The sequence below is a fragment of the Mesorhizobium erdmanii genome, from assembly GCF_013170725.1.
In the GTDB taxonomy this organism is placed as follows: Bacteria; Pseudomonadota; Alphaproteobacteria; order Rhizobiales; family Rhizobiaceae; genus Mesorhizobium; species Mesorhizobium erdmanii.
In genome coordinates, this window is sequence record NZ_CP033361.1 from 3,569,965 (window position 1) to 3,595,806 (window position 25,842).

Consider the following 25,842-nt stretch of genomic DNA (forward strand, 5'->3'; position numbering starts at 1 on the left):
CCGGTCCCCGGACCGTTTTCAGATAACACCGTGGCAGGGTGCTGGCTTAACAGGCCAATGGAGAAGGACTCGAACCTTCGACAGTCAGATTATGAGTCTGATGCTCTCCCAACTGAGCTATCCGTGGTGCAGACGACGGGACTCGAACCCACAACCTGCGGATTATATCCGGCGCTCTCCCAGTTGAGCTACATCCGCGATCCCAACCCCCGAAGCGGCGCCGTATACAGGGCGGCAAAGCCGCCTGCACGGGCGGAGGCGAAAGCTCCAACCGTTGTGCTCGCTTCGGTTTTCGTGACCGGGAGCGCGCCTATAGCCCCTGCGACGGGTTGTCGCAAGCGGCATTGTCGTGGCGGATTCGCGGCTTCTTTCGGCGGTGGCATTTCGGCAACAGTGCCAGGTTGGTCAGAAAGTGACGCGGCCGAGCACGCGCAGGCTGTCGCCTTGTGGCTCGACGACCACCGCCTCGCCCTCGCGCGGCGATACGCCGGTCAGCGCCACGATATCTTCCAGATGGGTAACCATGACCAGATTGTCTGAGCCGGAATAGGCGCGGATTTCCTTCATGATGGCGGCGATCTGCGCGGCCTTCTGCGCATCGTCGCCCTTCAAGAGATCGAGCGGTGCAAACAGCTCCGGCTCGGCCTCGAAGGCGATGCGCGCGGTGTCGAGGCAACGGCAGTAGCGGCTGGACAGGACGCGTTCGATGGGGGCGGCTCGAGCGGCAAACAAGGCGCCGATCTTGCTCGCCTGCTGCTTGCCGCGCGCCGAGAGATTGATCTGGGTGGCACAGCTGTCGATATCAAAATTGGCCGGATCGGTGTTGCCGGTGACCATGGCATGACGCAGCAGTACGACATGCCCGCCATCGCGCAGCAGCGCCCATCCGGCATCCGTGGCATGGGCCGCGGCGGGAACGACGAGCAGAAGCAAGGCCAGGGCAAATCGGATCATCGCAGTCCTTCCAGGAGCCCGACATCGGGTTCCGGTCATTCGCATATAGGGATCGGAATGCCGGCACAAAGACAAGCGGGCGTTGCGGAAGTCCCAGCCTCACTTTTTGGCGATTTGTTTTTTTACCAGATCGATCTTCTGGTCGGTAAGCGGGATGGGAATGGTGTAGCCGGCTTCGGCAAAGCCCTGCTTGGCGTTCTCGAAGAATTCGATGGCCTTGAGATATTCGGCCTTGCCGCCGCCATAGCTGGCGCGGTTCCAGTGGATGTCGCCAAGATTGTTCTGTTCGAAGGCCCACTGCATGGGTTGGCTTTCCCTGGTGAACACTTTCAGCGTCGCCGTGAAAGCCGCCTCGGCCTCGTCGAGATATTTGCCTGTCCTTTCGATGTTGCCGAGGTTGAGCAGGCTCATGCCGATGCCGTTCTGGGCATTGGCCCAATCTATGGGCGCGGTTTCCAAGGTTAGCACCTCGAGGGCGGCCCGCCGCGCCGCGATCGACGCTTGTAAGGTTTTCGGATCGGCATTGCTCATGCTCAGCCAGTGCAGCGTGGACCCGAGACCGGCCTGGGCCAGCGCCCATTGCCGCGGATTGGTCTCGCGCTTGTACTCGCGCAACGCATTGCCGTAAGCATTGACTGCCTCGCTGTACCGCTCAGGCTTGTCCGTCACGCCACCAAGCAGCTGCAGTGTGTTGCCGAGATTGTAGTAGCTCATCGCCCAATCCTGCGGGAATTTCCGCCTGACATAGACCTGTCGGGCCGCCTGGAAGGCCGCGGCCGACTGTTCCAGCTTGGCCGCGTCACGGGTCCGCTGGCCGAGCGTCTGATAGATCGAGCCGAGATTGTTTTGCGCGGACGCCCAATCCATCGGGAAGCGCTGCCGGGTAAACACCGTCAGCGCATCGTCATAGGCCGTGACTGCCTCTTCGAGCGTGCCCGTGCCCATGTCGAAGCGGGCAACACCGCTCAGCGCGTTGCCGAGGTTGAGCCGGCTGGTCGCCCACGAGACCGGGAAGGTCTCGCGGGTTCGCACTTTCAGCGCGGCGCGGAAAGCGTCGGCAGCCTCGTTGATCTTGGCCTTGTCGTTGAGCTGGATACCTAGCGTGACCAGCGTGTTGCCGAGATTGTTCTCGACCATCGCCCATTCCACGGGCGCTTTCTCGCGCGTGTATTCCTCCAGCGCCAGCCGGTAGGCGGCTTCCGCGTCCTTCAGGTGCTCGCCGGCGGGGTCGCGCTGGGAAAGGGCATAGAGCGCCAGGCCGAGATTGTTCTGCGAGGCGGCCCAGTCGAGCGGCAGCTTGTCGCGCGGGCGCTTTTCCAATGTGGCACGCATCGCCGCCACCGCGTCGTTGAGCCGTTTCGGGTCGCTCTCTCGTTCGCCGATCTTCAAGAGCACGTTGGCCAGGTTGTTCTGCGCTGCCGCCCAGTTGCGGTCGTCCTTCTCGCGTTCGAAGACGAGGAGCGAATCGCTGAAAATCCGGGCTGCCTCTTCGAGATGCGCGGTTTCGGTCTCGCGCTCGCCGATAGTCTGCAGCACCACCGCCATGTTGTTGCGGGTGATGGCCCAATCCCGGTTCTGCTCGCCATTGGGGATGAAATTCAGGATGACGCGATAGGCTTCGATCGCGTGCTGGAGCGCATCCAGATCACCGGTGGCGTAGCCGTAGGAGTTGAGCGCCTCGGCTTCCTGGTTCTTGTAGTTCCAGCGCAGCTTGTCGTCCCATTTCTCGACCAACGAGAATGCCTTGGCGTAATCGTTGGCCGCGGATTTATAGTCGAAGACCAGTGCGGCGGCATCGGCGCGCTTGGCATAGATGGCGGCGTCGGCGATGCGCTTCTGCCTGACCAACTCCTCGGTCTCGTCAACGGCACCGCTGTTCTGCTCGACCCTGCCAACCGCATCGTCGAGGAATTTACGCGCCGCCACCATGGCGCCCTGGCCGATAGCCTTGTCGGCGGATGCGACGAGGCGCTTGATTTCGGGGTCGTCGGTGCGCAGCGCCGCACGCTCCGACATCATCTTCTTCAGGCGTTCGGCCTGGGCGTCGAGCACCTTTTGCAAGTCGGTCGGGTCTTCGGGGATCTTGTCCGTGCCGAGGGCTCTCAGCACGCCATAGAGCGCGTCGAGCGGCACGCCATCCTGCAGCGAGGCCATTTCCACCTGCGCCCGCTGGGGATCAGGCAGGTCGGAGATCGTCAGCAGCAATTGCCGCCTCTCGCCGGTGATCAAGCCGTCGTCGCCGGTCGGCTCCGGCGGTGCCACGCCGAAATAAAGCAGCCGGCGCAAGCTTTCATTGACCCAGGGGCGCTGCCTGGCCTTGGTGTCGAGATAGACCTCTTCGGTCACCATGCGCATCACCAAGCCGAACTCCGTGCCTTTCATGGCCGCTAGGTGGCGCAGCAGCGCGGCGGCGTACGGGCTGTTTTCACCGGCCGCGCCATCCAGTGCCGGGCGCCCCGGTTCGGCGGCGAAGCCGACCACCGAGCCCAGGCTCGCGTCGGTCGCCGGTGTGTTGCCAAGTGCCTTGGCGCCACGCACAGGTTCCAGGCCGCCGGCGCCGATCGGTTCGGCCGAGGCGGTCGGAGCGCGCCGCACCACGGCATCCGGCGGGAACGGATTGGTACGGCAGGCATCGAGCAGCATGATCGTCACCGGAACTGTCTTCTTCAACTCGTCCATGACGGAGGACATCGGCACCAGGGCCTGGCCCGCGTCCTTGAGCGACGAGACATCGGCATCGACGGGAACCAGATAGTTCTCGCCGCCGGCTTCGATGCCATGGCCGGAGTAATAGATGAAGGCGACGTCGGCGCCCTCGGCATCCTCGACGAAACGTTCGAGGTCGCGCTTCAGCTTGGCGGCATCGCGATCGGTGACGTTGCGGGCGTCGAAGCCGAGGTCTGTCAGCATCTTGGCCATGTCGCGCGCGTCGTTGGCCGGATTGGGCAGGGCGGCGATATGCAGGTAATTTGACTGGCCGATGATCAGCGCCACGCCCTTGAGACTTTTCGTCTCGGCAAGTGCAAGCGCGGTTGCGGCAAGACAAAACAGCGCGGCGATGAGAGCGACGAGCCACGCCTGTCTGAAAATATACTGTCTCGAAGCTTCGACAAAATCCATTTGCCGCTTCTGTCCGCGCTGATGATCCCAAGCTCTATAGCCCTGTCACGTGACCGTGATCAAATTCAGGCGACTGTTCAACTGCGCGAGTGCGTTTGAAGAGCTCGGCGATTGCACTGCAATCTGGGCTCGCCTATCCCTGAAAAATGTCTCCGCTCACAGAAACGGTCCTGTTTGTCTTCAGTCTTGTCGGGCTCGGCTATCTCGCCGGACTCACGGGTTATTTGAAGCCGGCGAGTGGCGAGGGGATATCGGACTTCGCGGTTTCGGTGGCGATGCCGCTGCTATTGTTCCAGACGATGGTGAACTCCGACTTCCACGGCGTGGCGCCTTGGCCGCTGTGGGGGGCGTATTTCACGGCGGTGGCGATCACCTGGGCCGCCGGCCATGTCGTCACCACGCGGGTCTTCGGGCGCGACGCACGCGCCGGTGTCGTCGGCGGTGTCTCGTCGGCCTATTCCAATGTCGTGTTGCTCGGCGCTCCCTTCATTTTGGGCGTATTCGGCCCGAGCGGCTTCGAAGTGCTGTCGCTGCTCGTCTCCGTGCATCTGCCAATTATGATGATGGCCTCGATCGTGCTGTTCGAGATGTTCGGCCGGAGCGGTGGTGAGCAGGTGCATCCACTGCGGGTGCTGCGCGGTTTCCTGCGGCGGCTGTTCCTCAACCCGCTGATCATCGGCATTCTGCTGGGGTTGGCGTGGCGGCTCAGCGGCGTGCCGCTGCCGGGCCTCGTCATGCGGCTGGTCGATGCGCTTGCCGAGACGGCAGGGCCGGTGGCGCTGTTTGCCATGGGGCTCAGCCTGCGCCGCTTCGGGATATCGGGGAATGTGCGGCCGGCGCTGGCGCTTTCGGCGCTGAAGCTGTTCCTGATGCCGGCGCTGGTTCTCGCCTTCGTCTGGTTGCTCGGCCTGCCGCCGATGACCGCCAAGGTGGCGGTCGTGGTGGCGGCGCTGCCATCCGGCATCAATTCTTATCTCATCGCCGTGCAGTTCAACACCGGCCAGGCGCTAGCATCGAACCAGATGACCATCGCCACGGCCTGCGCCGCCATCACCACCGCCTTCTGGCTGACGGTGGTGGTCCATGTCTTTGGGTAGGTCCGGCCTGGGGCAGGTTCGGCCCAAAGATTAATTTACATGTTAATTTTTCTCGCGCTCGGCTGGACTAAAGCCTATATGCCATCTTGCAATTGCTTGCGGGGCTTGCCCTAGGTAAAGAGCAGTGGCTCCGGCGTGCCGGCCTCAAGTCATCGGACACGCTCACCGAAGAATTCACAGACCGGCCCGTCAGCGCGCCGAACGGAGGATAGACCATGCTTCAGAAAACCAGCCATTTCATGCGGCAGGCCAATCTCATCAACGGCGAATGGGTTCAGGCCGACAGCGGCCAGACGGTCGACGTCAACAACCCGGCCACCGGCCTCAAGATCGGCACGGTGCCGAAATCGGGCAAGGCCGAGACGCGCCGCGCCATCGAAGCGGCCAGCGAAGCTTTCAAGACCTGGCGCAAGACCACCGCGCTCGAGCGCTCGAAGCTCTTGCGCAAGCTGCATGACGCGATGATGGACAATCAGGACGTGCTGGCCGAACTCTTGACCATCGAGCAGGGCAAGTCGCTGTTCGAATCGAAGGGTGAGATCGGCTCGGCCGCGGCCTACATCCTTTGGTTCGCCGAAGAAGGCCGCCGCACTTATGGCGATGTCGTGCCGTCGCCATGGGCGGACCGCCGCATTCTGGTGACCAAGGAGCCGGTCGGCGTCATCGCCGCGATCACGCCATGGAATTTCCCATCCTCGATGCTGGCCCGCAAGCTCGGCCCAGCACTCGCCGCCGGCTGCACCGCGGTCGTCAAGCCTGCCTCGCAAACGCCCTATTCGGGTCTTGCCTGGGGCGCGCTTGCCGAGGAAGTCGGCTTCCCCAAGGGTGTCGTCAACATCCTGACCGGTTCGGCCAGCGAGATCGGCGATGAGATCTGCGCCAACCCGCTGATATCGAAGATCACCTTCACCGGCTCGACCGAGATCGGCAAGATGCTGATCCAGAAGTCGGCCGTCACGGTCAAGAAGGTGTCGATGGAACTCGGCGGCAATGCGCCGTTCATCGTCTTCGACGACGCCGACATCGATCGCGCCGTCACCGGCGCCATCACCGCCAAGTACCGCAATTCCGGCCAGACCTGCGTCTGTACCAACCGCTTCCTCGTTCAGGCAGGAGTCTACGACAAGTTTGTCGAGAAGCTCGTCGCCGCCAGCAACGCGCTGAAGGTTGGCTCCGGCCTCGAGGAAGGGGTGCAGCAGGGACCGCTGATCGACGAGAAGGCTGTCGAGAAGGTCGAGGAGTTCATCGCCGACGCGACGTCGAAGGGTGGCAAGGTCGTAGCCGGCGGCAAGCGCCATGCGCTCGGCGGTTCATTCTTCCAGCCGACCGTCATTGCCAATGCGACGTCCAAGATGCGCTTCATGAAGGAAGAGATCTTTGGCCCGATCGCCCCGGTGTTCAAGTTCGAGACCGAAGAGGAAGCCATCGCGCTCGCCAACGATACCGAATTTGGCCTCGCCGCCTATTTTTATACTGGCGATCTCGGCCGCGCGTTCCGCATCATGGAAGGGCTGAAATACGGCATGGTCGGCGTCAATGAAGGCCTCATCACCACGCCCGAAGCGCCGTTCGGCGGCGTTAAGGAATCGGGCCTGGGCAAGGAAGGCGGGCATCAGGGCATCGAGGATTATCTCGACACCAAATATGTGTGCATCGGCGGCCTCGGCCTCTGATACACTGTCCCTGAGACAGGGAGGCCGCTGGCCTTCCTGTCTCGCGTCGGAGAATCGGCCGAACCCTTCCGGATCAACTGGCATTTACGGGCATGGCAATGAAGGACGGCGAGGTTTTCGGCACGACGCAGACGGGCGAGCCGGTGCGCCGTTTCACCATCAGGGGCGGCGGTCTCACCGCCAACATCATCGGGCTGGGCGCCATCATCCAGGATTTACGCCTGACCGGGCACGATGCGCCGCTGGTGCTCGGCTATAACACTCTGGAGGCCTATGAGGCCGACAACGCCTTCTTCGGCGCGGTGGTCGGCCGCTATGCCAACCGCATCCGCGACGGCCGGTTCACGATCGCCGGTAACCGCTATCAGACCGAGCCGAATTTCCTCGACAAACATACGCTGCATGGCGGCTCGCAAGGCTATTCGCACCGGCCATGGACGGTTTCGCTGCACGGCAGGGATTTCGTCACGCTGACGCTGCACGATCCCGACGGCGCGATGGGCTTCCCGGGCGCGCTCGACGTTACCTGCACTTATCGGCTGAAGATCCCCGGCACGCTCAGCGTCGAGTTGACGGCGACTTGCGAGGAGCCGACGCTGTGCAATCTCACCCAGCACTCCTATTTCAACCTCGATGACGGTGGCGCTGCCGACATTCTCGACCACAGGATGATGGTGAATGCCGGCGCCTATCTGCCCGTCGACAGCGACATGATCCCGACCGGTGTGGTCAAGCCAGTCGACGGCACACCCTTCGATTTCCGTCAGGCGCGGCCGCTGCGCATGGAGACCGAGGGTGAACAACTGCCCTACGACCAGAATTTCTGCCTTGCTTCGACGCGCGGGCCGCTGCTGCAAGCAGCATGGACGCAAGGGGCAAGTTCGGGCGTCGAAATGGAAGTCTGGACCACGGAGCCCGGAGTCCAACTCTACACCGGCCAATATGTGACGCCGCGCAAGGGGCTGGAAGGTCGGGACTACAAGGCATATTCCGGCTTCTGCCTGGAGCCGCAGATTTGGCCCGATGCGCCGAACCGGCCGTATTTTCCGCAAGCGACACTTTGGCCCGGTGCGATCTACCATCATGTGACGGAATACCGTTTCCGCCTGCCCTAGGATCGACAGACCTCAGCCGTCGAACGCCGCCCGTAGCGTCTCGAATGGCGCCAGTGCGCCACGGACCTGAACCACGGCGGCGGCGATGCGATGGGCCCGGCGGGCCGCTTCCCGCGGGCCATGGCCGGCAAGTCGCGCCGCGAGATAGCCGCCATTGAAGGAATCACCGGCGCCGGTGGTGTCGACGGGGGCAGCCACATGGATCGCCGGCATGTCGTGCTGCATCCCGTTTTCGCAGATCAGAGCCGGCTGTTCGCCGTTCTTGACGATGATCTCGCCGACCCATTGTCCAAGTCGCTTGGCTGTCGCACGCGCTGTCTCGTCACCAAACAGCATCTGCTCGTCGGGGAAGGTCGGCAGCGCGATGTCGGTGACGGCAAGCGCTTCGACGATCGCTGCCTGGGCGTCCTCGCGGTTGCGCCAGAGCCGAGGCCGGTAGTTGGGGTCGAAAGCGATCAGCGAGCCAGCCGCCCGCGCTCCGGCCACGGCGGCCAGGAGTGTGTTGCGCGCGGAATCTTCAAGAATTGCCAAAGTGATTCCGCTAAAGTAGACAAGCGCCTGATTTTCCAGGTTTTTCGACAATGCTGATGGATCAGAGGCAAGCTGCCGTGCAGCCGCGTCGCCGCGCCAGTAGGTGAAGGAGCGCTCGGCGCCGGTCAAGGTGATCGCATAGAGGCCGGGGCGCGCGCCCGCTATCAGCGGACTGGAACCGATGCCGATGCCGTTTTCGGCGAAGAAGCCGATCTGGTTGTGCGAGAAGGGGTCGTCGCCGAAGGCCGAGACATAGGTCGCTGGCCGGTCGCCGCTCAACGCGTGCAGCGCCCACAGCGTGTTGAACGTGTCTCCGGCAAAACCCATGCGCCAGTTCGGGCCGGTCTGACCCGACAGTTCGAGCATGCATTCGCCGATCGATGCGACGCCGTTTCCCGCCATCTGCAATCCTCCAGTGATTTCGGTGCTGTAGCTTTTTGCCGACGGCAGCGCCATGCTTGGCAAGCAGGCTTTTTTGCGCCACAGCGTTTTCCCACAGGCTGGCGGGATGCGATCCATCCGGCAGAACGTTGTCTGCAGAAGAGGAACTGGTTTGGCATCGTTATGGCGTTATCTCTTGGCGGGTCTGGGTCTGGCTGCTCTGCTGGTCGGGGTTCTGGCGGTCGTCTATCTGACCGCTCCGCAATCGGCGCAGACCGTCGGACCGGATGTCTCGCGAACAAAGAAGACCGACAATGGGCTGTATGTGGCGAGCTTCGTCCCGGAACGCGGCGTCGTGCTGCAGGGCGAACTGGAATCCTGGCTGCTGACGCTGAAGACAAAGACCGGCGCTTCCGTGGAGCGCGCCGCGATTGCCATCTCAGGCGGCATGCCGCAACACAATCACGGGCTGCCAACCAGCCCGCAGGTGACCGATTATCTGGGCGAGGGCCGTTACCGCATCGAAGGGGTGAAATTCACGATGAGCGGCTGGTGGCAATTTCGTTTCGCCATCTCTTCCGGCGCCGGCTCCGACACGGTGCTGTTCAACGTGGTGCTGTGAGCGATCGATGAAGCGCCTTTTCTGCTTTCTGGCGCTAAGTGTCGCCGTCATCCTTGGCGGCTGCGGCAAACCCGATTTTTCCGACGCCGAGAAGAAGACCATCGCTTCCCTGGCATTGAACACGCTGCCGTCGCTGAAGCCCGACACGACCAACCGCTTCGCCGATGTGCCGGCCGCCGCGGCCCTAGGCTCGACGCTGTTCTTCGATCTTGGCATGAGCCGCGATGGCACGGTGTCGTGCTCGACCTGCCACAAGATCGACCGGCAGTTCCAGGACGACCTGCCGCAAGCGGTGGGCGTCGGCCGCACCAACCGGCGCACCATGCCGCTGGCGGGCGTGGCACGCGACCCCTGGTTCTTCTGGGACGGTCGCCGCGACAGCCTGTGGGCGCAAGCGCTGACGCCGTTGGAAAACCCGCTAGAGCAGGCGGGAAACCGCACGGCCTATGCACACTACATCAAGGCGCGCTTCGGCGAGCGCTATGAGCGCATTTTCGGGCCTCTGCCCGACTTTTCCGGCATTCCGTTGAATGCCAGCCCGCTCGGAAACGATGTCGAAAGGGCTGCCTGGAACGCGATGAACGATGCGCAGCGGGACGCGATCAACCGCGTCTATGCCAATATCGGCAAGGCGATCGCGGCTTTCGAACGCTCGATCGAGCCTTCGCAGACGCGTTTCGACCGCTTTGCGCTGGATCTCGCCACCGGCGCCGAGCCGAAGGGCGATGCGGTCTTTACACGCGAAGAAATCCTCGGGCTCAAGCTGTTCATCGGCAAGGCCAACTGCGTGACCTGCCACAACGGCCCGCGCTTCACCGACAACAGTTTTCACAATACCGGCGTGCCGCCCGTCGCGGGTCTGCCGCCGGATCGTGGACGCGTCGATGCCGTGGCTCAAGTTCAGGCTGATCCGTTCAACTGCTTCGGCGCCTATCGCGACGGCGACGCGAGCGCCTGCGGCGAACTCCGCTTCATGGTCAAGGATGCGCCGCAACTGGTGCGCGCCTACAAGACGCCGTCGCTGCGCGGCGCGGCGACGCGGCCGCCCTACATGCATGCCGGACAGTTTTCGTCGCTCGACGAGGTGGTGGCGCACTATGCCAAGGCAGCGCCAAGCGTGGAGGGGACGTCAGAAATCCATCCGCTGGAACTGTCGGATCGGGAGCGTGCGGCGCTGGTGGCGTTTTTGAAGACGCTTGCGGAGTAGGCTCTGTTTTCTTGTTTGACCATGATCTCGTCCGAAAACCGGCGTCCACTTTTCGGGATCCTGTCATCGATCCTTCACCGTCTCCATCGCCACGAAGGTCGAGGTCTGGGCGACGTGGGGGAGGGCGGAGATGCGCTCGCCGAGCACACGGCGATAGGCGGCGATGTCGCGGGTGCGGACCTTCAGCAGATAGTCGAAGCTCGATGCCATCATGTGGCACTGCTCAATCTCCGGAACCGCCTGCACCGAGCGGTTGAAGGCGTCGAGAGCGGCGGAACGGGTGTCGGACAGTTTCACCTGGACGAAGGCGACATGGCCTTCGCCCATGCGCTCACGGTCGATGATCGCCTGATAGCCCCTGATATAGCCATCCTTTTCCAGCCGCTTCACGCGCGCCTGAACCGGCGTCTTCGACAGGCCGACCTTTGCCGCCAGTTCCGACATGGAAAGCCGGCCATTGCTTGCGAGCGCCGACAGGATGTTCCGATCGATGCGGTCCAATTGGTCTTCTGTCATGGAAACTGCAGTCCATTCGGTCATCTTGGGCTGCTATGATAGATCAAATGGGTTGTGATGTCGATTTCTTCGGACCGGCTGAAATTTTGGAGCTGTGCTAGCTTGCGCCATTCGGTCCGGTGACCGCCGGCCCGTTCCCTGATGCTTGCTCCACAGGACCCGCCATGCCGCTCGACACCATCCGCCAGCAGATTCGCGCCAATTATTTGCCCGACGAAGACGAGGCCGTGAAGCGGCTGGCCGACGCGACAGGGCTTTCTGTGAGGGATCGCAATGCGATCTCGGCGCGAGCCGCCGATCTGGTGCGGGCGGTGCGCGGCTCGTCCGATCCCCGGCTGATGGAGGTTTTTCTCTCCGCCTACGGTCTCTCCACCAAGGAGGGCGTGGCGCTGATGTGCCTGGCCGAGGCGCTGCTGCGCGTGCCCGACACCGAGACGATGGACGATCTCATCGCCGACAAGATCGCGCCGCACGACTGGTCCGCGCATTCAGGCGGGTCGAGCTCAATCTTCGTCAATGCCTCGACCTGGGCGCTGATGCTGACCGGCCGGGTGCTCGACGAGGGCGAGGGCGGCATCGAAGGGACGCTGCGTTCGATGGTAAGGCGACTGGGCGAGCCGGTCATCCGCAAGGCGGTGGCCGCCGCCATGCGCGAGATGGGCGAGCAGTTCGTGCTCGGTCGCACCATCGCCGAAGCCGTCAAGCGCGGCCGACCGATGATTCAGAAGGGCTATCTCTACTCCTTCGACATGCTGGGCGAGGCGGCCCGCACCGAGGCCGACGCGCTGCGCTACCACAAGGCCTATGCCGACGCCATTTCGTCGCTCGATTCCGGCTCCAACGGCCCAGACATCAGGCAGAACCACGGCATCTCGGTCAAGCTCTCGGCGCTGCATCCGCGCTACGAGGTGGCGCAGAAGGAAGAGATGCTGCCTGTGATGGCCGAGCGGCTGCTGTCGTTGGCACTCGCCGCCCGCCATTCGCGCATGGGCCTCAACATCGATGCCGAAGAGGCGGACCGCCTCGATCTGTCGCTCGATGTCATCGAGCGGGTGCTGGCCGAACCGGAGCTCGCCGGCTGGAACGGCTTTGGCATCGTCGTCCAGGCCTATGGGCCGCGTGCCGCGTTCGTCATCGACTGGCTCTACGCGCTTGCGAGGAAGTACGACCGCACCATCATGGTGAGGCTGGTCAAGGGCGCCTATTGGGACACCGAGATCAAGCGGGCGCAGACGCTCGGACTGTCAGGCTATCCGGTCTTCACCCGCAAGGCCAACACCGACGTTTCCTACATGGCCTGCGCGAAGAAACTGCTTGGCATGACCGACCGCATCTATCCGCAATTCGCCACCCACAACGCCCACACCGTCGCCGCCATTCTGTCGATGGCAGGCGACCGCAATTCCTTCGAGTTCCAGCGTCTGCATGGCATGGGCGAGGCGCTGCACGAGACGGTGCGTCGATCGGAGGGCACGCGCTGCCGCATCTATGCGCCGGTCGGCGCGCATTCCGACCTGCTGGCCTATCTTGTCCGCCGGCTGCTGGAGAACGGCGCCAACTCCTCCTTCGTGCACCAACTGACCGACGAGGATGTCGAGCCGGAAGACATCGCGCGCGATCCGCTGGAGACGGTCGACGACCAGGGGCCGGCCGCCAATCCGGCGATCGCCCGGCCTTCGCGGATTTTTGGGGCCGGCCGCCGTAACTCGAAAGGTTTCGACATCACCGACACGGTGACGCTGGCAGCGATCGACAAGGCCCGCGCGGCCTTCGCCGGACCGGATCGCTGGCATGCCAAGCCAATCACGCGTGCCGCCGGCTACGGCAAGCAGCGCCCGATCGTCAATCCGGCCAAGCCTGACGAAGTGGTCGGCACGGTTCACGAGGCGGCCGCCAAGCAGGTCGCGATCGCCGTGCGCATCGCAGCGGAAGCGCAACCCGCCTGGGCCAGGCGGCCTGTCGCCGAGCGCGCCGCCATCCTCAACCGCGCCGCCGACCTTTATGAGGCCAATGCCGTGGAGTTCTTCGCGCTGGCCACCCGCGAGGCCGGTAAATCGCTCGCCGACGGTGTGGCGGAAGTGCGCGAAGCCGTCGACTTCCTGCGCTACTACGCCGCCGAGGCCGCGAATGCCGAGGCCGGAACGCAGGCGCGCGGCGCCATCGTCTGCATTTCGCCATGGAATTTCCCACTCGCCATCTTCACCGGCCAGATCGCGGCGGCGCTCGTCACCGGCAATTCGGTTATCGCCAAGCCGGCCGAGCAGACGCCGCTTATCGCCTTCCGCGCCGTCGAGCTGCTGCGCGAGGCCGGCGTGCCGGAAGACATCATCCAGTTGCTGCCAGGCGACGGGCCCTCGGTCGGCGCGCCACTGACCGCCGACCCGCGCATTGCCGGCGTCTGCTTCACCGGCTCGACCGAGGTCGCCAAGCTGATCGAGAAGCAGCTCGCCGAGACCGCCGCGCCCGACGCCATGCTGATCGCCGAAACCGGCGGTCTCAATGCCATGATCGTCGATTCAACCGCGCTGCCCGAACAGGCGGTGCGCGATATCCTGGCCTCGGCCTTCCAGAGTGCGGGCCAGCGCTGCTCGGCGCTGCGCGTGCTCTATGTGCAGAAGGACGTCGAGAAGAAGATGCTGGAGATGCTGAAGGGCGCCATGGAGGCGCTCAACATCGGCGATCCCTGGCGGATTTCGACCGATGTCGGTCCGGTCATCGATGATGAAGCACAGGCCTCGATCAGCGACTATTGCACGAAGAAGGGCCTTGAGGGCCGGCTGATCGCCAAGCTGGAGGCGCCGAAGGATGGTCGCTTCGTCGCGCCGCATGTCTTCAGGGTCAAGGGCATCGAAGAGATGGACCGCGAAGTGTTCGGGCCAGTGCTGCATGTCGCCACCTTCGACGCCGACGGGATCAATGCGGTCATCGCCGCCATCAACCGCAAGGGCTATGGCCTGACCTTCGGCTTGCACACCCGCATAGAAGGCCGGGTGCAGCATTTCGTCGACGGCATCCATGCCGGCAACATCTACGTCAACCGCAACCAGATTGGCGCCGTCGTCGGTTCGCAGCCGTTTGGCGGCGAGGGGCTCTCGGGCACCGGGCCGAAGGCCGGCGGCCCGCACTATCTGCGTCGCTTCCGCAAGGGGCCGGAGGCGGGCACGGACGTTGGCGAAAGCCACAAGGTTACGGCAACCGAACTGGCCGACAATCTGCCCGACCCGGCACTTGGCGGCTGGTCGACGCGGCCGGACCGCATCGCCATCCTGAGAAAGCATCTGCGCGGCAAGGGCGCCGCGGCGATCGGCGCTGCCGCCGGCATCGATTTCGGCCAGGTCGACCTGCCCGGACCGACCGGCGAGGCCAATACGCTGTCGCTGTCGCCGCGCGGCCGCGTGCTGTGCCTGGGGCCGGATGCCGATACGTTGCTTGCCCAGACCATCCAGGCGCTTGGCGCCGGCAATGCGGTGCTGGCCGTGGCCCCGGGCGCGCCGGCGGCACTGTCCGCATTGACTGGCAAAGGCCTTCCTTTGTCGGCCATAGACGGTCGGCCCGATCCGGTGGAGGCGCGTTCGCTGCGCGTCGATGTCGTCGCGTTTTCAGGCACGCCGGAGGCGGCGCGCATCGTGCGCAAGGTGATTGCCGACCGGACCGGGCCTATCGTGCCATTGGTCAGCGAGGTGTTCTACCCCGCCGCCTATGCGCATGAGCGGGCCGTCTGCGTCGACACCACGGCCGCTGGCGGCAATGCCAGCCTGCTTGCCTCGGCCTGAGCCGAGCTAGAGCGGTTCAGCGTTTGATGAATCGCCGAGCCGCTCTAACTCTTTGTTTTAACGCAATTCCGGACGGGAAACCGTTACACACTTTTCCTGGAATTGCTCTAAGCGCCCTCGACGACGGAGAAGCCCTCGAATTGCGGGTGGCCGAGATAATGGACTTTCGTCGTGCCGACATTCCTGTGCGCGGCGCGAAAGTTTTCCGACTTGGTCCAGGCGACGAAATCGTCTTGGCTTGCCCACACCGTGTGCGACGCAAACAGCGTGTAGCCTTCGGTCTCGTTGACCGGGCCGCGCAGCAGATGGAATTCCCGAAAACCCTTCATCTCGGCAAGGCTGGAATCGCGATTCTTCCAGACGGCCTCGAAATCGGTCTCCGAGCCGTTCTGCACCTTGAAGCGGTTCATGGCGATGTACATGCGGTTCCTTTCAACGGTTTTGTACTTTGGCGATTGATTGATGGCTTGAACGGCGCGACAGAGGCTCAGAACGGACCGATTGGTGCTTTGAACCGCCAGCTTGACAGGCCGGTCTCCGGGGGGATTGGAGGGAAGGGCGCCTGTTTTCGCACAAGGTCCAAGGCAAATTGATCGAGCTCCGGAGAGCCCGAACTTTTGGCGAGTTGCAAGTTGCTGATGCTGCCGTTGGCCAGCACCACAAATGCCACGATGGCATTGTTGCGGGCTGTCGTTTGCGCAGATTTCGATACGCGGCGATTGGCGCGAGCCAACCTGCCGGCTACCTCGCCACTATAGCGGGATGCCGCAGCGTTGCCGGCATCTTTTTGTTTTCCGCCTTTGCTGGCGATTGCTGCGTTGATTTCGTGACCATCCGCCGTGCCGCGCTTCTCATATGGTGCGCTTGCAGTTGCCGGGGCAGCCGCTGGACTCGGCCTCGCGCTGGGGATCGGCGGTTGTTCTGGGATTGCGGCTGGCGCCTCGGTGTCTTCGGATTGCGCAGTCGGCCGTGGCGGCATTTCAGTATTGGCAGCGACGCTCTGGTTATCCGGGCGTGGGGTGCCGGCCACCAATATGTCCGGCGTGGCGGCTGGCTGTTTGACAGGTTCCAGCAAAGGTTTGGGGGGGTGCTTCGTTGCTTCCTGTCCGGGCTGTGAAGGTTCTGTTGGCGACGCCGGCCTGGCTGGCTTTTCTGGCAGTGTTTTGGTCGGTTGCGGGTTCGGCACAAGCGCAACATCGATCGCCGCCGGGTCTCGATCCAGCGCGCTACCGACCACATTTGCGCCCGCCTGATCGCGGCCTTCCGACTGCATGGCATCACTGGAGACGAATGTCCCCGACGGCGAGATCAGAAAGGCCGCCGCCACGGCGGCATGGAGGACGCAGGAGATGACGATCGCCGCTGTCCACTTGCGTCTCCCGGCGGATACGCGCGCCGGGGTTAGCCGCTCTGCCGGCGCTATCGCCAGCTCGCTGCCAACGTCGGGGAGGGGACTGATTTCCTGCATGTCGCGGGCGCGAAATTGCAGCGACGCGCGCAGACTTGTCAAATCAAGATCGGTTGCCTCAAACGGCAGCCAATGGAAACCGGCCAGCGGTCCTGCCACGGTCTTTCCTGGGAATGCGGGATGCAGCCCCACTTCAGACGCCGAAGGCGATGCCGGTCTTGGTATCTGTCTTCAATTTGCGCATGCAGGCGTTCGGTTCGATGCCAGTACCGGCGCATTCCGTCGCGCTGTTGATCAAGACGCGGCTGACCTTGGTGCAGTCGGCGCCGGCGAGATCGAAGCGCGTCACCTTGGTCTTGCCCGCAGGCAAGTCCTTGAAGTCGAGCACGGTCAGCCGGTCAACGACGCCGGCCTCGTTGAACAGGGCGATCTCGAATGCCGTCTTGGAGAGGTCGGCGCCGAGATTGTTGTTGACCAGGAAGGTCAGCCGGCAGCCCTTGTCGGAGGGCTGCGCGGCATTGAGTTCGAGGGTCAGGACCGGCGCGGACTGCTCAGCCCACGCCGGAACCGTCGCAAGCGACACCGCCAGCGTCGAGGTCAGCAGACGAAGGGATGTCGTCAAGCTCGTCATGGTCTGTCAGCCTCCAAAGCGCATGGTTGCCGCCAGCTTCAACGTTATGCCGGGCTCATAGGCTGCGAAGACCGGTTGCGCCGGCTGGCCGGTCGTGGTGACGTTGAGAGGGTTGGCGTACTTGACGTCGAACAGATTGTCAGCGCGGAAATCAATCTTCAGGTTGTCAGTCGCCTGGTAGCTGGCGAAGGCATTGACCAGCGTGTAGTCCTCGGCGATCGGATTGCCCTTCGGCTTGCCGTTGTACTGCACCTCGCCGCCGACAGTCAGCTTGTCCTCGAGGAAGCGCAGGGTGAGCTGCGCGGTGACCTGCGAGGAGGGAAGGGTGGCCAAGTCCGCTTCGACACCCTTGTAGGAAATGGTGTGGCCATTGGTGATCGATGCCGATAGCCCGGCATAGCCCCATCCGGCATCGTAGACGCCTTCCAGTTCAAACCCGTCGATCTTGGCCTGGGCGAAATTCTGATACTGGAAGCAGATCGGAATGCCAGGTCCGAACGGGCAGCCGCTGCCCGGGGCGAAAGGCGACAAGGTCACGCCATCGATATAGTCGTCGACATCGTTGTGGAAATAGGCCGCCTTGATGCGGAGCGCGTCACCGGATTCGAGGATATCGTTTTGCTTGTAGTTGACGCCGAACTCCGTCGTCTTGCCGGTTTCAGGGCGGAGATTTGGATTGGGCAGGAACGGGAAGGTGACGCCCGCGGGATGGTTGCCGCTGATCAGTGTTTCGGTCAGCGACGGTGACCGGTAGCCTTCCGCATAAGTGCCGTAGAACTGCAGCCCATCAAGGCCGGCGCTTTGGAATGGCGTGACGCCGACAGTGATGCGCGGAGACAGACGGTCTCCCGATGTCTCATGGGTGCTGTCCCTGAGGCTGTAATTGTCGTAGCGCAGCCCGGCTATGACCTCGAGCCAGTTCCAGGTCAGCTTGTCCTGGACATAGGCGCCGGTCACGTTGCGCTTGCCGGAAGGGGTGTAGAAACTATCGCCGCCGGCGGAGCCGCCGGTCTCGACGTTATCGCCCACCCAGTCGCCGCCATAGGTCAGTTCATGCGCGACGCCGGCCGTCTCGAATCTCGACGTGTTCCAGATGTCGATGCTGGTCGTGCCGACATCGAAGGTCGAGGTCGAGCCCGTCGGCAGGACAACGGGAAGACCCGTGACCGGATCGAAGCGGTTTTGCGGGATGAGGCTGGTCAGACCGAGATTGGTCTTGTTGTAGGAGGTGTTGACGTGGAGATCGAGCCAGCTCTTGTCTTCGTCTGTTATGTTGTAGCGGGCCGTGAAGGTGTTCGATTTCAGGTCGACGTCATTTGTCGGCACGCCGCCGCTGATCTCGGTCCAGCCATCGCTTGAACCGACCCAGCCGAGCTTCAACTGGCTGTTTTCGGTCGGCCGGATGCTGGTCTTGAGCATGCCGCTCAGCACGTCGAAGCCGGTCCCGTTGACAGTGTCGCCGCCGCCATCCTTGTAGTTGTCATAGTTGCGGTAGACGATGTTGCCGAGCGCGTCCCAGTTCTCGTTGAAACGGTAGGCGCCGGTGGCGCTGGTGGTCCAGCCCTTGCCGTTGCTTTCGTAGCGTCCCGTCACCGAAGCGCCCCAGGTCTCTTCCGGCTTGAGGAAGTCGGCGGCGTCCTTGGTGTCGAAGAAGACGACGCCGCCGATGGCGCCCGAACCGTAGGTGTTGGCGACTGGGCCGCGGATCACGTCGACGGATTTGACGAGTTCGGGGTCGATGTAGAAGGTCGACTGCGTGCCGTGGTCGGAACGCTGGAAATCCTGGCGCGCACCATCGACGATGACCGCGACGCGGCCGAAATCCTGCAGGCCGCGGATGTTGATGCTGGTGCTGACGCGGCGGGCGTCGGCCTGCGCGGCGACACCGGGGACGCCCAGCAGCATCTCGTTCGGTGTCGACGCCATGCGTCGGTCGAGCTGTTCCTGATCGAGATGGCTGGCCGAGGCCAGCGATTCGATCGCCGTTTCGCCGGTGCGGCTGAGCACCAGAATCTTGTCGAGCAGCGTCGCGCCCGCAGGGGCGGCCACTTCCTGGTCAGCCTTTTTCGACTGATCCGTCTGGTCGCCCGCCGGCTGCGTTGCCTGTTGGGCGTGGGCCGACGGCGCGACCAAGGCGATTGCCGCCACGCTTGCCAACAAAGCCGCCGTACCGTTCGCGGCCGACCAGCCACGCCATTCCCAAATCGCCACCCTCATGCCCCAACTCCAAGATTTCCAGGTTTCGTGCTGGCTGGCCGTGGCTCGCTGGCATTTGTGATCGTATCCGGCGTGTTAAATGTTGACTCATTTAATCCGGTATTGCACTGACTAGTAAACATGATTATTCGAGTCAAGAAATGAATCGGCAATTCGCAACGCCTAGCCAGATGCCCGGCACAGGAAAGGGATCGACCCAGATGAACACCCACAATCCCAACGACTTTCGCTACCGCGTCCGCCGTTCCGACGATGCCTCCGCCCGCTTCGATCGGATCCCGCTGGCGGTGCGAACTCTCTCCAGCAACGCGCTTTTCCAGGGCGAACATGAGATCGGCATCGAGCATCACGGTGCCCTCTACCGGCTGAAGATCACCCGCCAGGGCAAGCTCATTCTCAACAAGTAAAGCAAGGCAGTAGGGACGAGACATGGACCAGTGCGTAAAACCCGCCCCACACGAAATCCGGTGGGCACGGTCGGAGAATCCGAAAACGCGCGAGCGTGACCTGGCTGCCCAACTCGGCATTTCGGAAGCCGAGTTGGTCGCTGCCCATTGCGGCGATGGCGTCATCCGCATCGAACCGCGCGTCAACGACCTTTTGACCGGGCTCGAAGCAGTCGGCGAGGTGATGGCGCTGACCCGCAACGAGAGCGCCGTGCACGAAAAGATCGGTGTCTACGACAAGGTCGTCACCGGCAACCACAATGCCATGGTGCTTGGCGAGAACATCGACCTGCGCATCTTCCCGAAGCTCTGGGCGCACGGCTTTGCCGTGGAGAAGCGCGACGGCGACGACATCCGCCGCAGCCTGCAGTTCTTCGATGCGGCCGGCGAAGCGGTGCACAAGGTGCATCTGCGGCCAGCCTCCAGCCTCTACGCCTACCAGAAGCTGATCGCCTCGCTGGAATTGTCCAACCAGGAGCCGACGGTCGCCATCTCCGGGCAAGCCTTCGACGATGAGGGCGAGGCCACGGCGACGACCGCCAACCTTGACGATCTGCGCGACCGCTGGAGCCGGCTGACCGACGTGCACCAGTTCTTCGGTATGCTGAAAACGCTCAAGCTCAGCCGCCGACAGGCGGTGCGCATGGTCGGCACGGACTATGCCTGGCTGCTCGACAATGATGCGGTCTGCGCCATGTTCCACCATGCCGCCGAAGGAGAGATGCCGATCATGTGCTTCGTCGGCAACCGCGGCTGCATCCAGATCCATTCCGGACCGATCAAGTCGATCAAGCAGATGGGGCCGTGGATCAACGTGCTGGACGAAACCTTCCATCTGCATCTGCGAACCGACCACATTCATGAGGTCTGGGCAGTGCGCAAGCCGACCAAGGACGGCCATGTCACCTCGCTCGAGGTCTACGCCGCCAATGGCGAGATGATCATCCAATTCTTCGGCAAGCGCCACGAAGGCGAGAGCGAGCGCGACGACTGGCGGTTCCTGGCCGAGAACCTGCCGCGCATGCCAAACCCGACGGCGGCCTGAGGCGAACGACAATGGGCTGTTTTTCCAGGACCATCGCCGGCCCGATGATCGGCCTCGCCTTGGCTGTCACCGCGCTGCAGCCGGCCAGCGCCACCGAGGGCGTCTCGGTCTTTCCCGATACGTCGAAGATCGCCGCCATAGGCGGTTCGATTACGGAAATCGTCTATGCGCTTGGCGAGGAAAAACATCTGGTGGCGCGCGATTCCACCAGCCGCTATCCGAAAGCGGCGCTCGACCTGCCTGATGTCGGCTATATGCGCGCGCTGTCGCCGGAAGGTGTGCTCTCGGTCAATCCGACCGGCATTCTGGCGCTGCATGGCAGCGGCCCCAAAGAAGCGGTCGACGTGCTGAAGAAGACGAGCATACCCTTCATCGAAGTGCCCGAGCACTACAGCCACGAAGGCATCCTCGAAAAGGTCCGGATCGTCGGTAAGGCGCTCGGCGTCGACGCCAAGGCCGCGGTGCTGGCCAAGGAGCTCGATGCGAAGCTGATATCAGCTGAAAGGGAGACCGCCTCGATCAAGCAGCGCAAGCGCATCCTGTTCGTGCTGTCGATACAGGGCGGCAAGATACTGGCCGCCGGCAGCGACACGGCGGCCGACGGCATGGTCAAGCTGGCGGGCGGGGTCAATGCGGTGGATGGCTTCTCCGGCTACAAGCAGATGTCCGACGAGGCGATCATCACCGCCAGGCCTGACGTCATCCTGATGATGAGCAATGCCGGGCCGCCGGTTTCGGACGACGAGTTGTTCGGCAATCCCTCCGTTGCCTCGACGCCGGCTGGGACCGCGCGCAAGGTGATCCGTATCGATGGCGGCTATCTGCTTGGCTTCGGGCCGCGCACGGCCGAAGCCATCCACGACCTCGCCGTCTCGCTCTATGGCGCGCAGGTCACGGACTGAGCAGGCATATCATGGTCGATCAATCGATCGCCGGGCCGATGAAGGCGATGGCGAATGCATTCGAAGGCGACCGCTCGGGTCGCGCCCGCATCGTCATCCTGCTGCTGTGGCTGGGGCTGGCGGCTTCTGTGTTCTTGTCCTTGACGTCGGGGGCGTCGGACGCGTCCGCCGTCAACGTTATGGGGGACTGGCTTTTTGGCGGCATTCCACGGGATGCGGCGCTGAGCGCCCGCGACAGCCTGATCGTCTATGACATCCGGTTGCCGCGCATGGTCCTCGGCATGCTGGTGGGGGCTGCGCTCGCGGTTTCGGGCGCGGTCATGCAGGGGCTGTTTCGCAATCCGCTGGCCGATCCCGGCCTCATCGGCGTTTCCGCCGGCTCCAGCCTCGGCGCGGTGGCCGTCATCGTGCTTGGCACCACTGCGCTGGCGCCGGTGACGGCCTTGCTCGGGACGCTCGCGCTGCCGCTGGCCGCCTTCTTCGGTGGCCTTGCCACCACGCTGGTGCTCTATCAGGTCGCCACGCGACGCGGGCAAACCTCGGTCGCCACCATGCTGCTCGCCGGCATCGCGCTGGCGGCACTTGCCATGGCGCTGACCGGCATCCTCATCTTCGTGGCTGACGATCGCCAGTTGCGCGATCTGACTTTCTGGCAACTCGGATCGCTCGGCGGCGCAACATGGCAAAAGATCGGTTCCGTCGGGCCGATCATCATGCTGGCGCTGGCGGCAATGCCGTTCCTGGCGCGGGGCCTCAATGCGCTGGCGCTGGGCGAGGCGACCGCCGGCCATCTCGGCATTCCGGTGCAGCGGCTGAAATATACGGCGATCATCGGTGTCTCGGCTGCCGTTGGCGCGTCCGTCGCCGTCAGCGGCGGCATCGGCTTTGTCGGCATCGTCGTGCCTCATCTGCTGCGCCTGCTGATCGGTCCGGACAATCGCTATCTGCTGCCGGCCTCCGCCCTGCTCGGCGCTTCGCTGCTGCTGCTGGCCGACGCGATCGCCCGCACCATCGTCGCGCCGGCCGAATTGCCGATCGGCATCGTCACCGCGATATCAGGGGCGCCGTTCTTCCTGTGGATATTGCTGCGCAAACGCGGCGTGGTCGATCTGTGAGATTTGGGATTGTGAAGCTGGGATGATCGAGGCAAGGGACGTTTCGGTTGATATTGCCGGCAAGCGCATCGTCGGCGGTGTCGATTTCGATGCGCGACCCGGCGAGGTCGCGGCGATCGTCGGCCCCAACGGATCCGGTAAGACGACGTTCCTGAAGGCCTTGTCGGGTGAGATCGTCCATGCCGGGCGCATCACCCTCAACGGCCGAAGATTGTCTTCGATGAAACCGGTCGAGATTGCCGTGCATCGCGCGGTGCTGCCGCAGGCGACGACACTGTCCTTCCCGTTCACGGTGCGCGAGGTGGTCAAGCTCGGCCTTGTCGGCGGCCGCTCGGGTGCCTTGCCCGGCGAGGATGCGCGGCTGCCGGAACGGGCGCTGGCGCGTGTCGACCTTGATGGTTTCGCCGGGCGTTTCTATCAGGAGCTTTCAGGCGGCGAGCAGCAGCGCGTCCAGCTTGCGCGCGTGCTTTGCCAGGTCTGGGCGCCGGTGCTCGACGGCAAGCCGCGCTATCTGTTCCTCGACGAGCCCGTTTCCAGCCTCGACATCAAGCACCAGCTGATCATCATGAACATCGCCCGCGACTTCGCCCGAAGGGGCGGCGGCGTGGTCGCCATCCTGCACGACCTCAACCTGACTTCCATGTATGCCGACCGCATCTTCGTCATGCATCGCGGCCGGTTGGCCGCGACCGGGTCTCCGTCGGATGTGCTGAGCGACGACCTGATCGAGAAAGTGTTCGACTGCCGGCTGAGAGTCGGCGTTCTGCCGGCCGGCAATGTGCCGTTCGTCCTGCCCCAATCCTCGGTCGGTTGATATTCCGGTGAGGCCGGCTTGCGAACGGGGGGCCTGTGCTTACGGCATTGACGCGCCAATTGTCGAAGTCGGCGCCGCCCCTCATTGCCCTGCCGGGTATTCGTCATTCGAAAAGCCAAGCAGTTGGCTTTTCGTCCGATGCGGACCACTCCTCAACTCCCCGTAGAACGGGGAGAAAGAAGCTCAGGCGGCCGGAGTGCGGCGCTCCAGCATGTCGATGCCGAGCAGGTTGCGCACATTCGGCCTTGCCGCCGCCACCATATCGGCGACCGTGTAGCGGGCGAGCACGGCGAAGAAGGCGTTGAGTGCCTCGCGCAGCGCCGAATTCAGCGCGCAGCTGTCGACAAGCGGGCATTCGGCGGCGTCGTTCTCGAAGCACTCGGCCATGGCGAAGCTCTCTTCCGTCACGCGCACCACATCGAAGAGGCTGATGGATTCCGCGGCGCGGCCAAGCCGGACGCCGCCATTCCTGCCGCGCACCGTCTCGACCAGACCATGCTCGACCAGCGGCTGCAGGATCTTGAACAGGAACAGTTCCGACACCGAATAGGCAGCCGCGATTTCGGGGATGCGGCTCAACCGGTCATTGTTGGCGGCACAATACATCAAGATGCGCATGGCATAATTGGTTTGGCGTGTAAGCCGCATTTTCGTCCTCATCAGGCGCCGGCGCGGTGTAACCACGCCGGCTTCCAGAACCTTGCTGGCGTGCTCCGATCCGGGATTTTCGGATTCGCCGCACTGGCCTTGGCCCGAATATGGCCTATACCTTGGAACAATTCCAGACTAGCTCCGCATTATAGATGAATATCCTCGTCAACTTTATGTGCGCAACCGGGCAAGATACGGGGAAAGCCGTTTCGTCACGGGCATTTCGGCTGATGAAACCCTAGATAGACCCGAGATCGCCCCCCGAGATCGACCAGGGATCTACCCGGTGGTCGACCTGAGATCGACGAAGAGCAGTTCATCCATGTCACAATCGGCTCCTTCCTTGGTACCAGTCCGTTTCGATGCCGACGCGGCGGTCAAGCTCTCCGCGTTGCGCCGCACTAAATTTATCGCCACGGCCGCGCTGGCGCTTTGCGTGCTGGTGTTCGCTTTGGCCAAGTCGTTCGAGAACTCCTATCCATGGCTGGGGTTCGTTGCCGCCTTCGCCGAGGCGGCGACCATTGGCGGCCTGGCCGACTGGTACGCGGTGGTGGCGCTGTTCAGGCGGCCGCTCGGACTGCCGATCCCGCATACCGCCATCATTCCGGAGAACCAGAGCCGCATCGCCGACAATCTCGGCCGCTTCATCGAAGCCAATTTCCTGGCGCCGGAGCCGGTGCGGGAAAAACTTGCCGAAGTCGATTTCGCGGCACTCGTGGCCGACTGGCTGTCCGACGCCGAACGTGCTGCCGGCCTGTCGCGTTTCGTCGTGCGACTGGTGCCGCAGACGCTGGCCGCGGTCGAGCAGTCCGGCCTGCGCGGCTTCGTCACCAGCCGCATGCTGGAGCAGATCGAAAAGGTGCCGCTGGCGCCGCTGGCGGCTGAACTCCTGTCGGCGCTCACCGACGACCGCCGGCACCAGAAACTGTTCGACGAGTTCATCAAGGTGGTTGGAAGGTTCCTCAACGACGAACACGCGCTGGCAGCGATGCGCGAGAAGATTCGCGAGGAGCTGCCGTCGCTGTTCAACCTGTTCAGGGCCGATGCCTATCTCCTGAAGAAGATCGTCGCCTCGGCAGGTTCCCTGCTCGACGAGGTGCGGGCCGATCCCGACCATCCGATGCGCGCCGAGGTCGACCGTTTCGCGCAAGGCTTCGTCGAACGGCTGCGCACGTCCAAGCAGTATGCAACGCGCGCCGAGAAGATGAAGCATGATTTCCTCGCCCGCCCCGAAGTCAGGGCGCTGGCCGGCGACATGTGGGAGAGCCTCAGCCAGTTCATCGAGCAGGACGCCAAGGCGCCGAATTCGGTGATCCGCGCGCATCTCGCCAACATGTTCGTCGAGGTCGGCCGCCATCTTGCCGGCGATCCACAAATCCGGGCCGACATGAACCAGGGGTTCGTCGTGGCGCTGGCTTCGTTCGTGGAAAACCAGAAGAGCGGCGTGTCGAAATTCATCGCCGATCAGGTCAAGCGCTGGGACCTGGCGCAACTGACGCGGCTGATCGAGATGAACATCGGCAGGGACCTGCAATATATCAGGTTCAACGGCATGATCATCGGCGGGCTGGCGGGTATCGTGCTTTACACGATCGAGCTGCTGCTCCCGGTCAATTGATGCGTG

The 25,842-nt window shown here is 63.4% G+C and carries 21 protein-coding genes and 2 tRNA genes; 12 read left to right on the plus strand and 11 right to left on the minus strand.

The window, feature by feature from the left end:
* Positions 1-54: 54 nt before the first annotated feature.
* From EB233_RS17270 to EB233_RS17285, 4 genes are all read right to left on the minus strand, one after another.
* Positions 55-122, minus strand: a tRNA-Met gene (locus EB233_RS17270).
* A gap of 2 nt (positions 123-124) precedes the next feature.
* Positions 125-198 (minus strand) — tRNA-Tyr (locus EB233_RS17275).
* A 207-nt stretch (positions 199-405) separates the two neighbouring features.
* Positions 406-954: a histidine phosphatase family protein gene (locus EB233_RS17280; RefSeq protein WP_027051387.1), complete on the minus strand. Its 549-nt coding sequence runs from the start codon at positions 952-954 to the stop codon at positions 406-408.
* A gap of 99 nt (positions 955-1,053) precedes the next feature.
* Positions 1,054-4,074, minus strand: a complete 3,021-nt coding sequence (locus EB233_RS17285; protein WP_064988383.1) for a caspase family protein — start codon at positions 4,072-4,074, stop codon at positions 1,054-1,056.
* Between the two features lie 146 nt (positions 4,075-4,220).
* On the opposite strand from EB233_RS17285, the gene EB233_RS17290 reads away from it, so the two are divergent.
* The 3 genes from EB233_RS17290 (at position 4,221) to EB233_RS17300 (ending at position 7,959) form a co-directional block, all read left to right on the plus strand.
* Positions 4,221-5,171 (plus strand): AEC family transporter, encoded by a 951-nt coding sequence (locus EB233_RS17290; RefSeq protein WP_064988384.1) that lies wholly within the window; start codon positions 4,221-4,223, stop codon positions 5,169-5,171.
* Positions 5,172-5,386: 215 nt separating this feature from the next.
* Positions 5,387-6,844 (plus strand): NAD-dependent succinate-semialdehyde dehydrogenase, encoded by a 1,458-nt coding sequence (locus tag EB233_RS17295; RefSeq protein ID WP_027051390.1) that lies wholly within the window; start codon positions 5,387-5,389, stop codon positions 6,842-6,844.
* A 92-nt stretch (positions 6,845-6,936) separates the two neighbouring features.
* The gene (locus EB233_RS17300; protein WP_064988385.1) at positions 6,937-7,959 is read left to right on the plus strand and encodes an aldose epimerase family protein; all 1,023 of its coding nucleotides are present in this window, start codon (positions 6,937-6,939) and stop codon (positions 7,957-7,959) included.
* A gap of 12 nt (positions 7,960-7,971) precedes the next feature.
* On the opposite strand, the gene EB233_RS17305 is transcribed toward EB233_RS17300, so the two are convergent.
* Positions 7,972-8,892, minus strand: a complete 921-nt coding sequence (locus tag EB233_RS17305) for a sugar kinase (protein WP_064988816.1) — start codon at positions 8,890-8,892, stop codon at positions 7,972-7,974.
* Between the two features lie 151 nt (positions 8,893-9,043).
* Between EB233_RS17305 and EB233_RS17310 the strand changes: the two genes are divergently transcribed.
* Both EB233_RS17310 and EB233_RS17315 read left to right on the plus strand, forming a co-directional pair.
* The gene (locus tag EB233_RS17310) at positions 9,044-9,493 is read left to right on the plus strand and encodes a FixH family protein (protein ID WP_027051393.1); all 450 of its coding nucleotides are present in this window, start codon (positions 9,044-9,046) and stop codon (positions 9,491-9,493) included.
* A gap of 7 nt (positions 9,494-9,500) precedes the next feature.
* Positions 9,501-10,700, plus strand: coding sequence for a cytochrome-c peroxidase (locus tag EB233_RS17315; protein ID WP_064988386.1), 1,200 nt, complete (start codon positions 9,501-9,503; stop codon positions 10,698-10,700).
* Between the two features lie 63 nt (positions 10,701-10,763).
* Here the strand turns inward: EB233_RS17315 and EB233_RS17320 are convergent, their stop codons facing one another.
* Positions 10,764-11,216 carry an Lrp/AsnC family transcriptional regulator gene (locus EB233_RS17320; RefSeq protein ID WP_064988817.1) on the minus strand — a complete coding sequence of 151 codons (453 nt, stop codon included), beginning with the start codon at positions 11,214-11,216 and terminating at the stop codon, positions 10,764-10,766.
* Positions 11,217-11,380: 164 nt separating this feature from the next.
* Between EB233_RS17320 and putA the strand changes: the two genes are divergently transcribed.
* Positions 11,381-14,989, plus strand: a complete 3,609-nt coding sequence (gene putA, locus EB233_RS17325) for a bifunctional proline dehydrogenase/L-glutamate gamma-semialdehyde dehydrogenase PutA (RefSeq protein ID WP_064988387.1) — start codon at positions 11,381-11,383, stop codon at positions 14,987-14,989.
* A 107-nt stretch (positions 14,990-15,096) separates the two neighbouring features.
* Here putA and hmuQ read toward each other — a convergent pair whose 3' ends face one another.
* The 4 genes from hmuQ to EB233_RS17345 form a co-directional block, all read right to left on the minus strand.
* A complete protein-coding gene (hmuQ, locus tag EB233_RS17330; protein ID WP_064988388.1) occupies positions 15,097-15,411 on the minus strand; it encodes a heme-degrading protein HmuQ in 315 nt (104 codons plus the stop codon).
* A gap of 65 nt (positions 15,412-15,476) precedes the next feature.
* Entirely contained in the window at positions 15,477-16,556 is a 1,080-nt protein-coding gene (locus tag EB233_RS17335) for an energy transducer TonB family protein (RefSeq protein ID WP_343064830.1), read from the minus strand.
* Between the two features lie 34 nt (positions 16,557-16,590).
* The gene (locus tag EB233_RS17340; protein ID WP_064988389.1) at positions 16,591-17,028 is read right to left on the minus strand and encodes a hypothetical protein; all 438 of its coding nucleotides are present in this window, start codon (positions 17,026-17,028) and stop codon (positions 16,591-16,593) included.
* 6 nt (positions 17,029-17,034) lie between these two features.
* Positions 17,035-19,245, minus strand: a complete 2,211-nt coding sequence (locus EB233_RS17345; RefSeq protein ID WP_064988390.1) for a TonB-dependent hemoglobin/transferrin/lactoferrin family receptor — start codon at positions 19,243-19,245, stop codon at positions 17,035-17,037.
* Between the two features lie 200 nt (positions 19,246-19,445).
* Between EB233_RS17345 and hemP the strand changes: the two genes are divergently transcribed.
* The 5 genes from hemP to EB233_RS17370 are packed head-to-tail and all read left to right on the plus strand — an operon-like array spanning position 19,446 to position 23,567.
* Positions 19,446-19,652 carry a hemin uptake protein HemP gene (gene hemP, locus EB233_RS17350; protein ID WP_064988819.1) on the plus strand — a complete coding sequence of 69 codons (207 nt, stop codon included), beginning with the start codon at positions 19,446-19,448 and terminating at the stop codon, positions 19,650-19,652.
* A 22-nt stretch (positions 19,653-19,674) separates the two neighbouring features.
* The gene (locus EB233_RS17355; protein ID WP_064988391.1) at positions 19,675-20,736 is read left to right on the plus strand and encodes a hemin-degrading factor; all 1,062 of its coding nucleotides are present in this window, start codon (positions 19,675-19,677) and stop codon (positions 20,734-20,736) included.
* 11 nt (positions 20,737-20,747) lie between these two features.
* A complete protein-coding gene (locus EB233_RS17360) occupies positions 20,748-21,638 on the plus strand; it encodes a heme/hemin ABC transporter substrate-binding protein (RefSeq protein ID WP_064988392.1) in 891 nt (296 codons plus the stop codon).
* Between the two features lie 11 nt (positions 21,639-21,649).
* The gene (locus tag EB233_RS17365) at positions 21,650-22,753 is read left to right on the plus strand and encodes a FecCD family ABC transporter permease (protein ID WP_064988393.1); all 1,104 of its coding nucleotides are present in this window, start codon (positions 21,650-21,652) and stop codon (positions 22,751-22,753) included.
* A gap of 22 nt (positions 22,754-22,775) precedes the next feature.
* Positions 22,776-23,567, plus strand: a complete 792-nt coding sequence (locus EB233_RS17370) for a heme ABC transporter ATP-binding protein (RefSeq protein WP_064988394.1) — start codon at positions 22,776-22,778, stop codon at positions 23,565-23,567.
* Positions 23,568-23,750: 183 nt separating this feature from the next.
* Here the strand turns inward: EB233_RS17370 and rirA are convergent, their stop codons facing one another.
* Positions 23,751-24,215, minus strand: a complete 465-nt coding sequence (rirA, locus tag EB233_RS17375) for an iron-responsive transcriptional regulator RirA (protein ID WP_064988395.1) — start codon at positions 24,213-24,215, stop codon at positions 23,751-23,753.
* A gap of 325 nt (positions 24,216-24,540) precedes the next feature.
* On the opposite strand from rirA, the gene EB233_RS17380 reads away from it, so the two are divergent.
* A complete protein-coding gene (locus tag EB233_RS17380) occupies positions 24,541-25,836 on the plus strand; it encodes a DUF445 domain-containing protein (protein ID WP_064988396.1) in 1,296 nt (431 codons plus the stop codon).
* Positions 25,837-25,842: the final 6 nt, after the last annotated feature.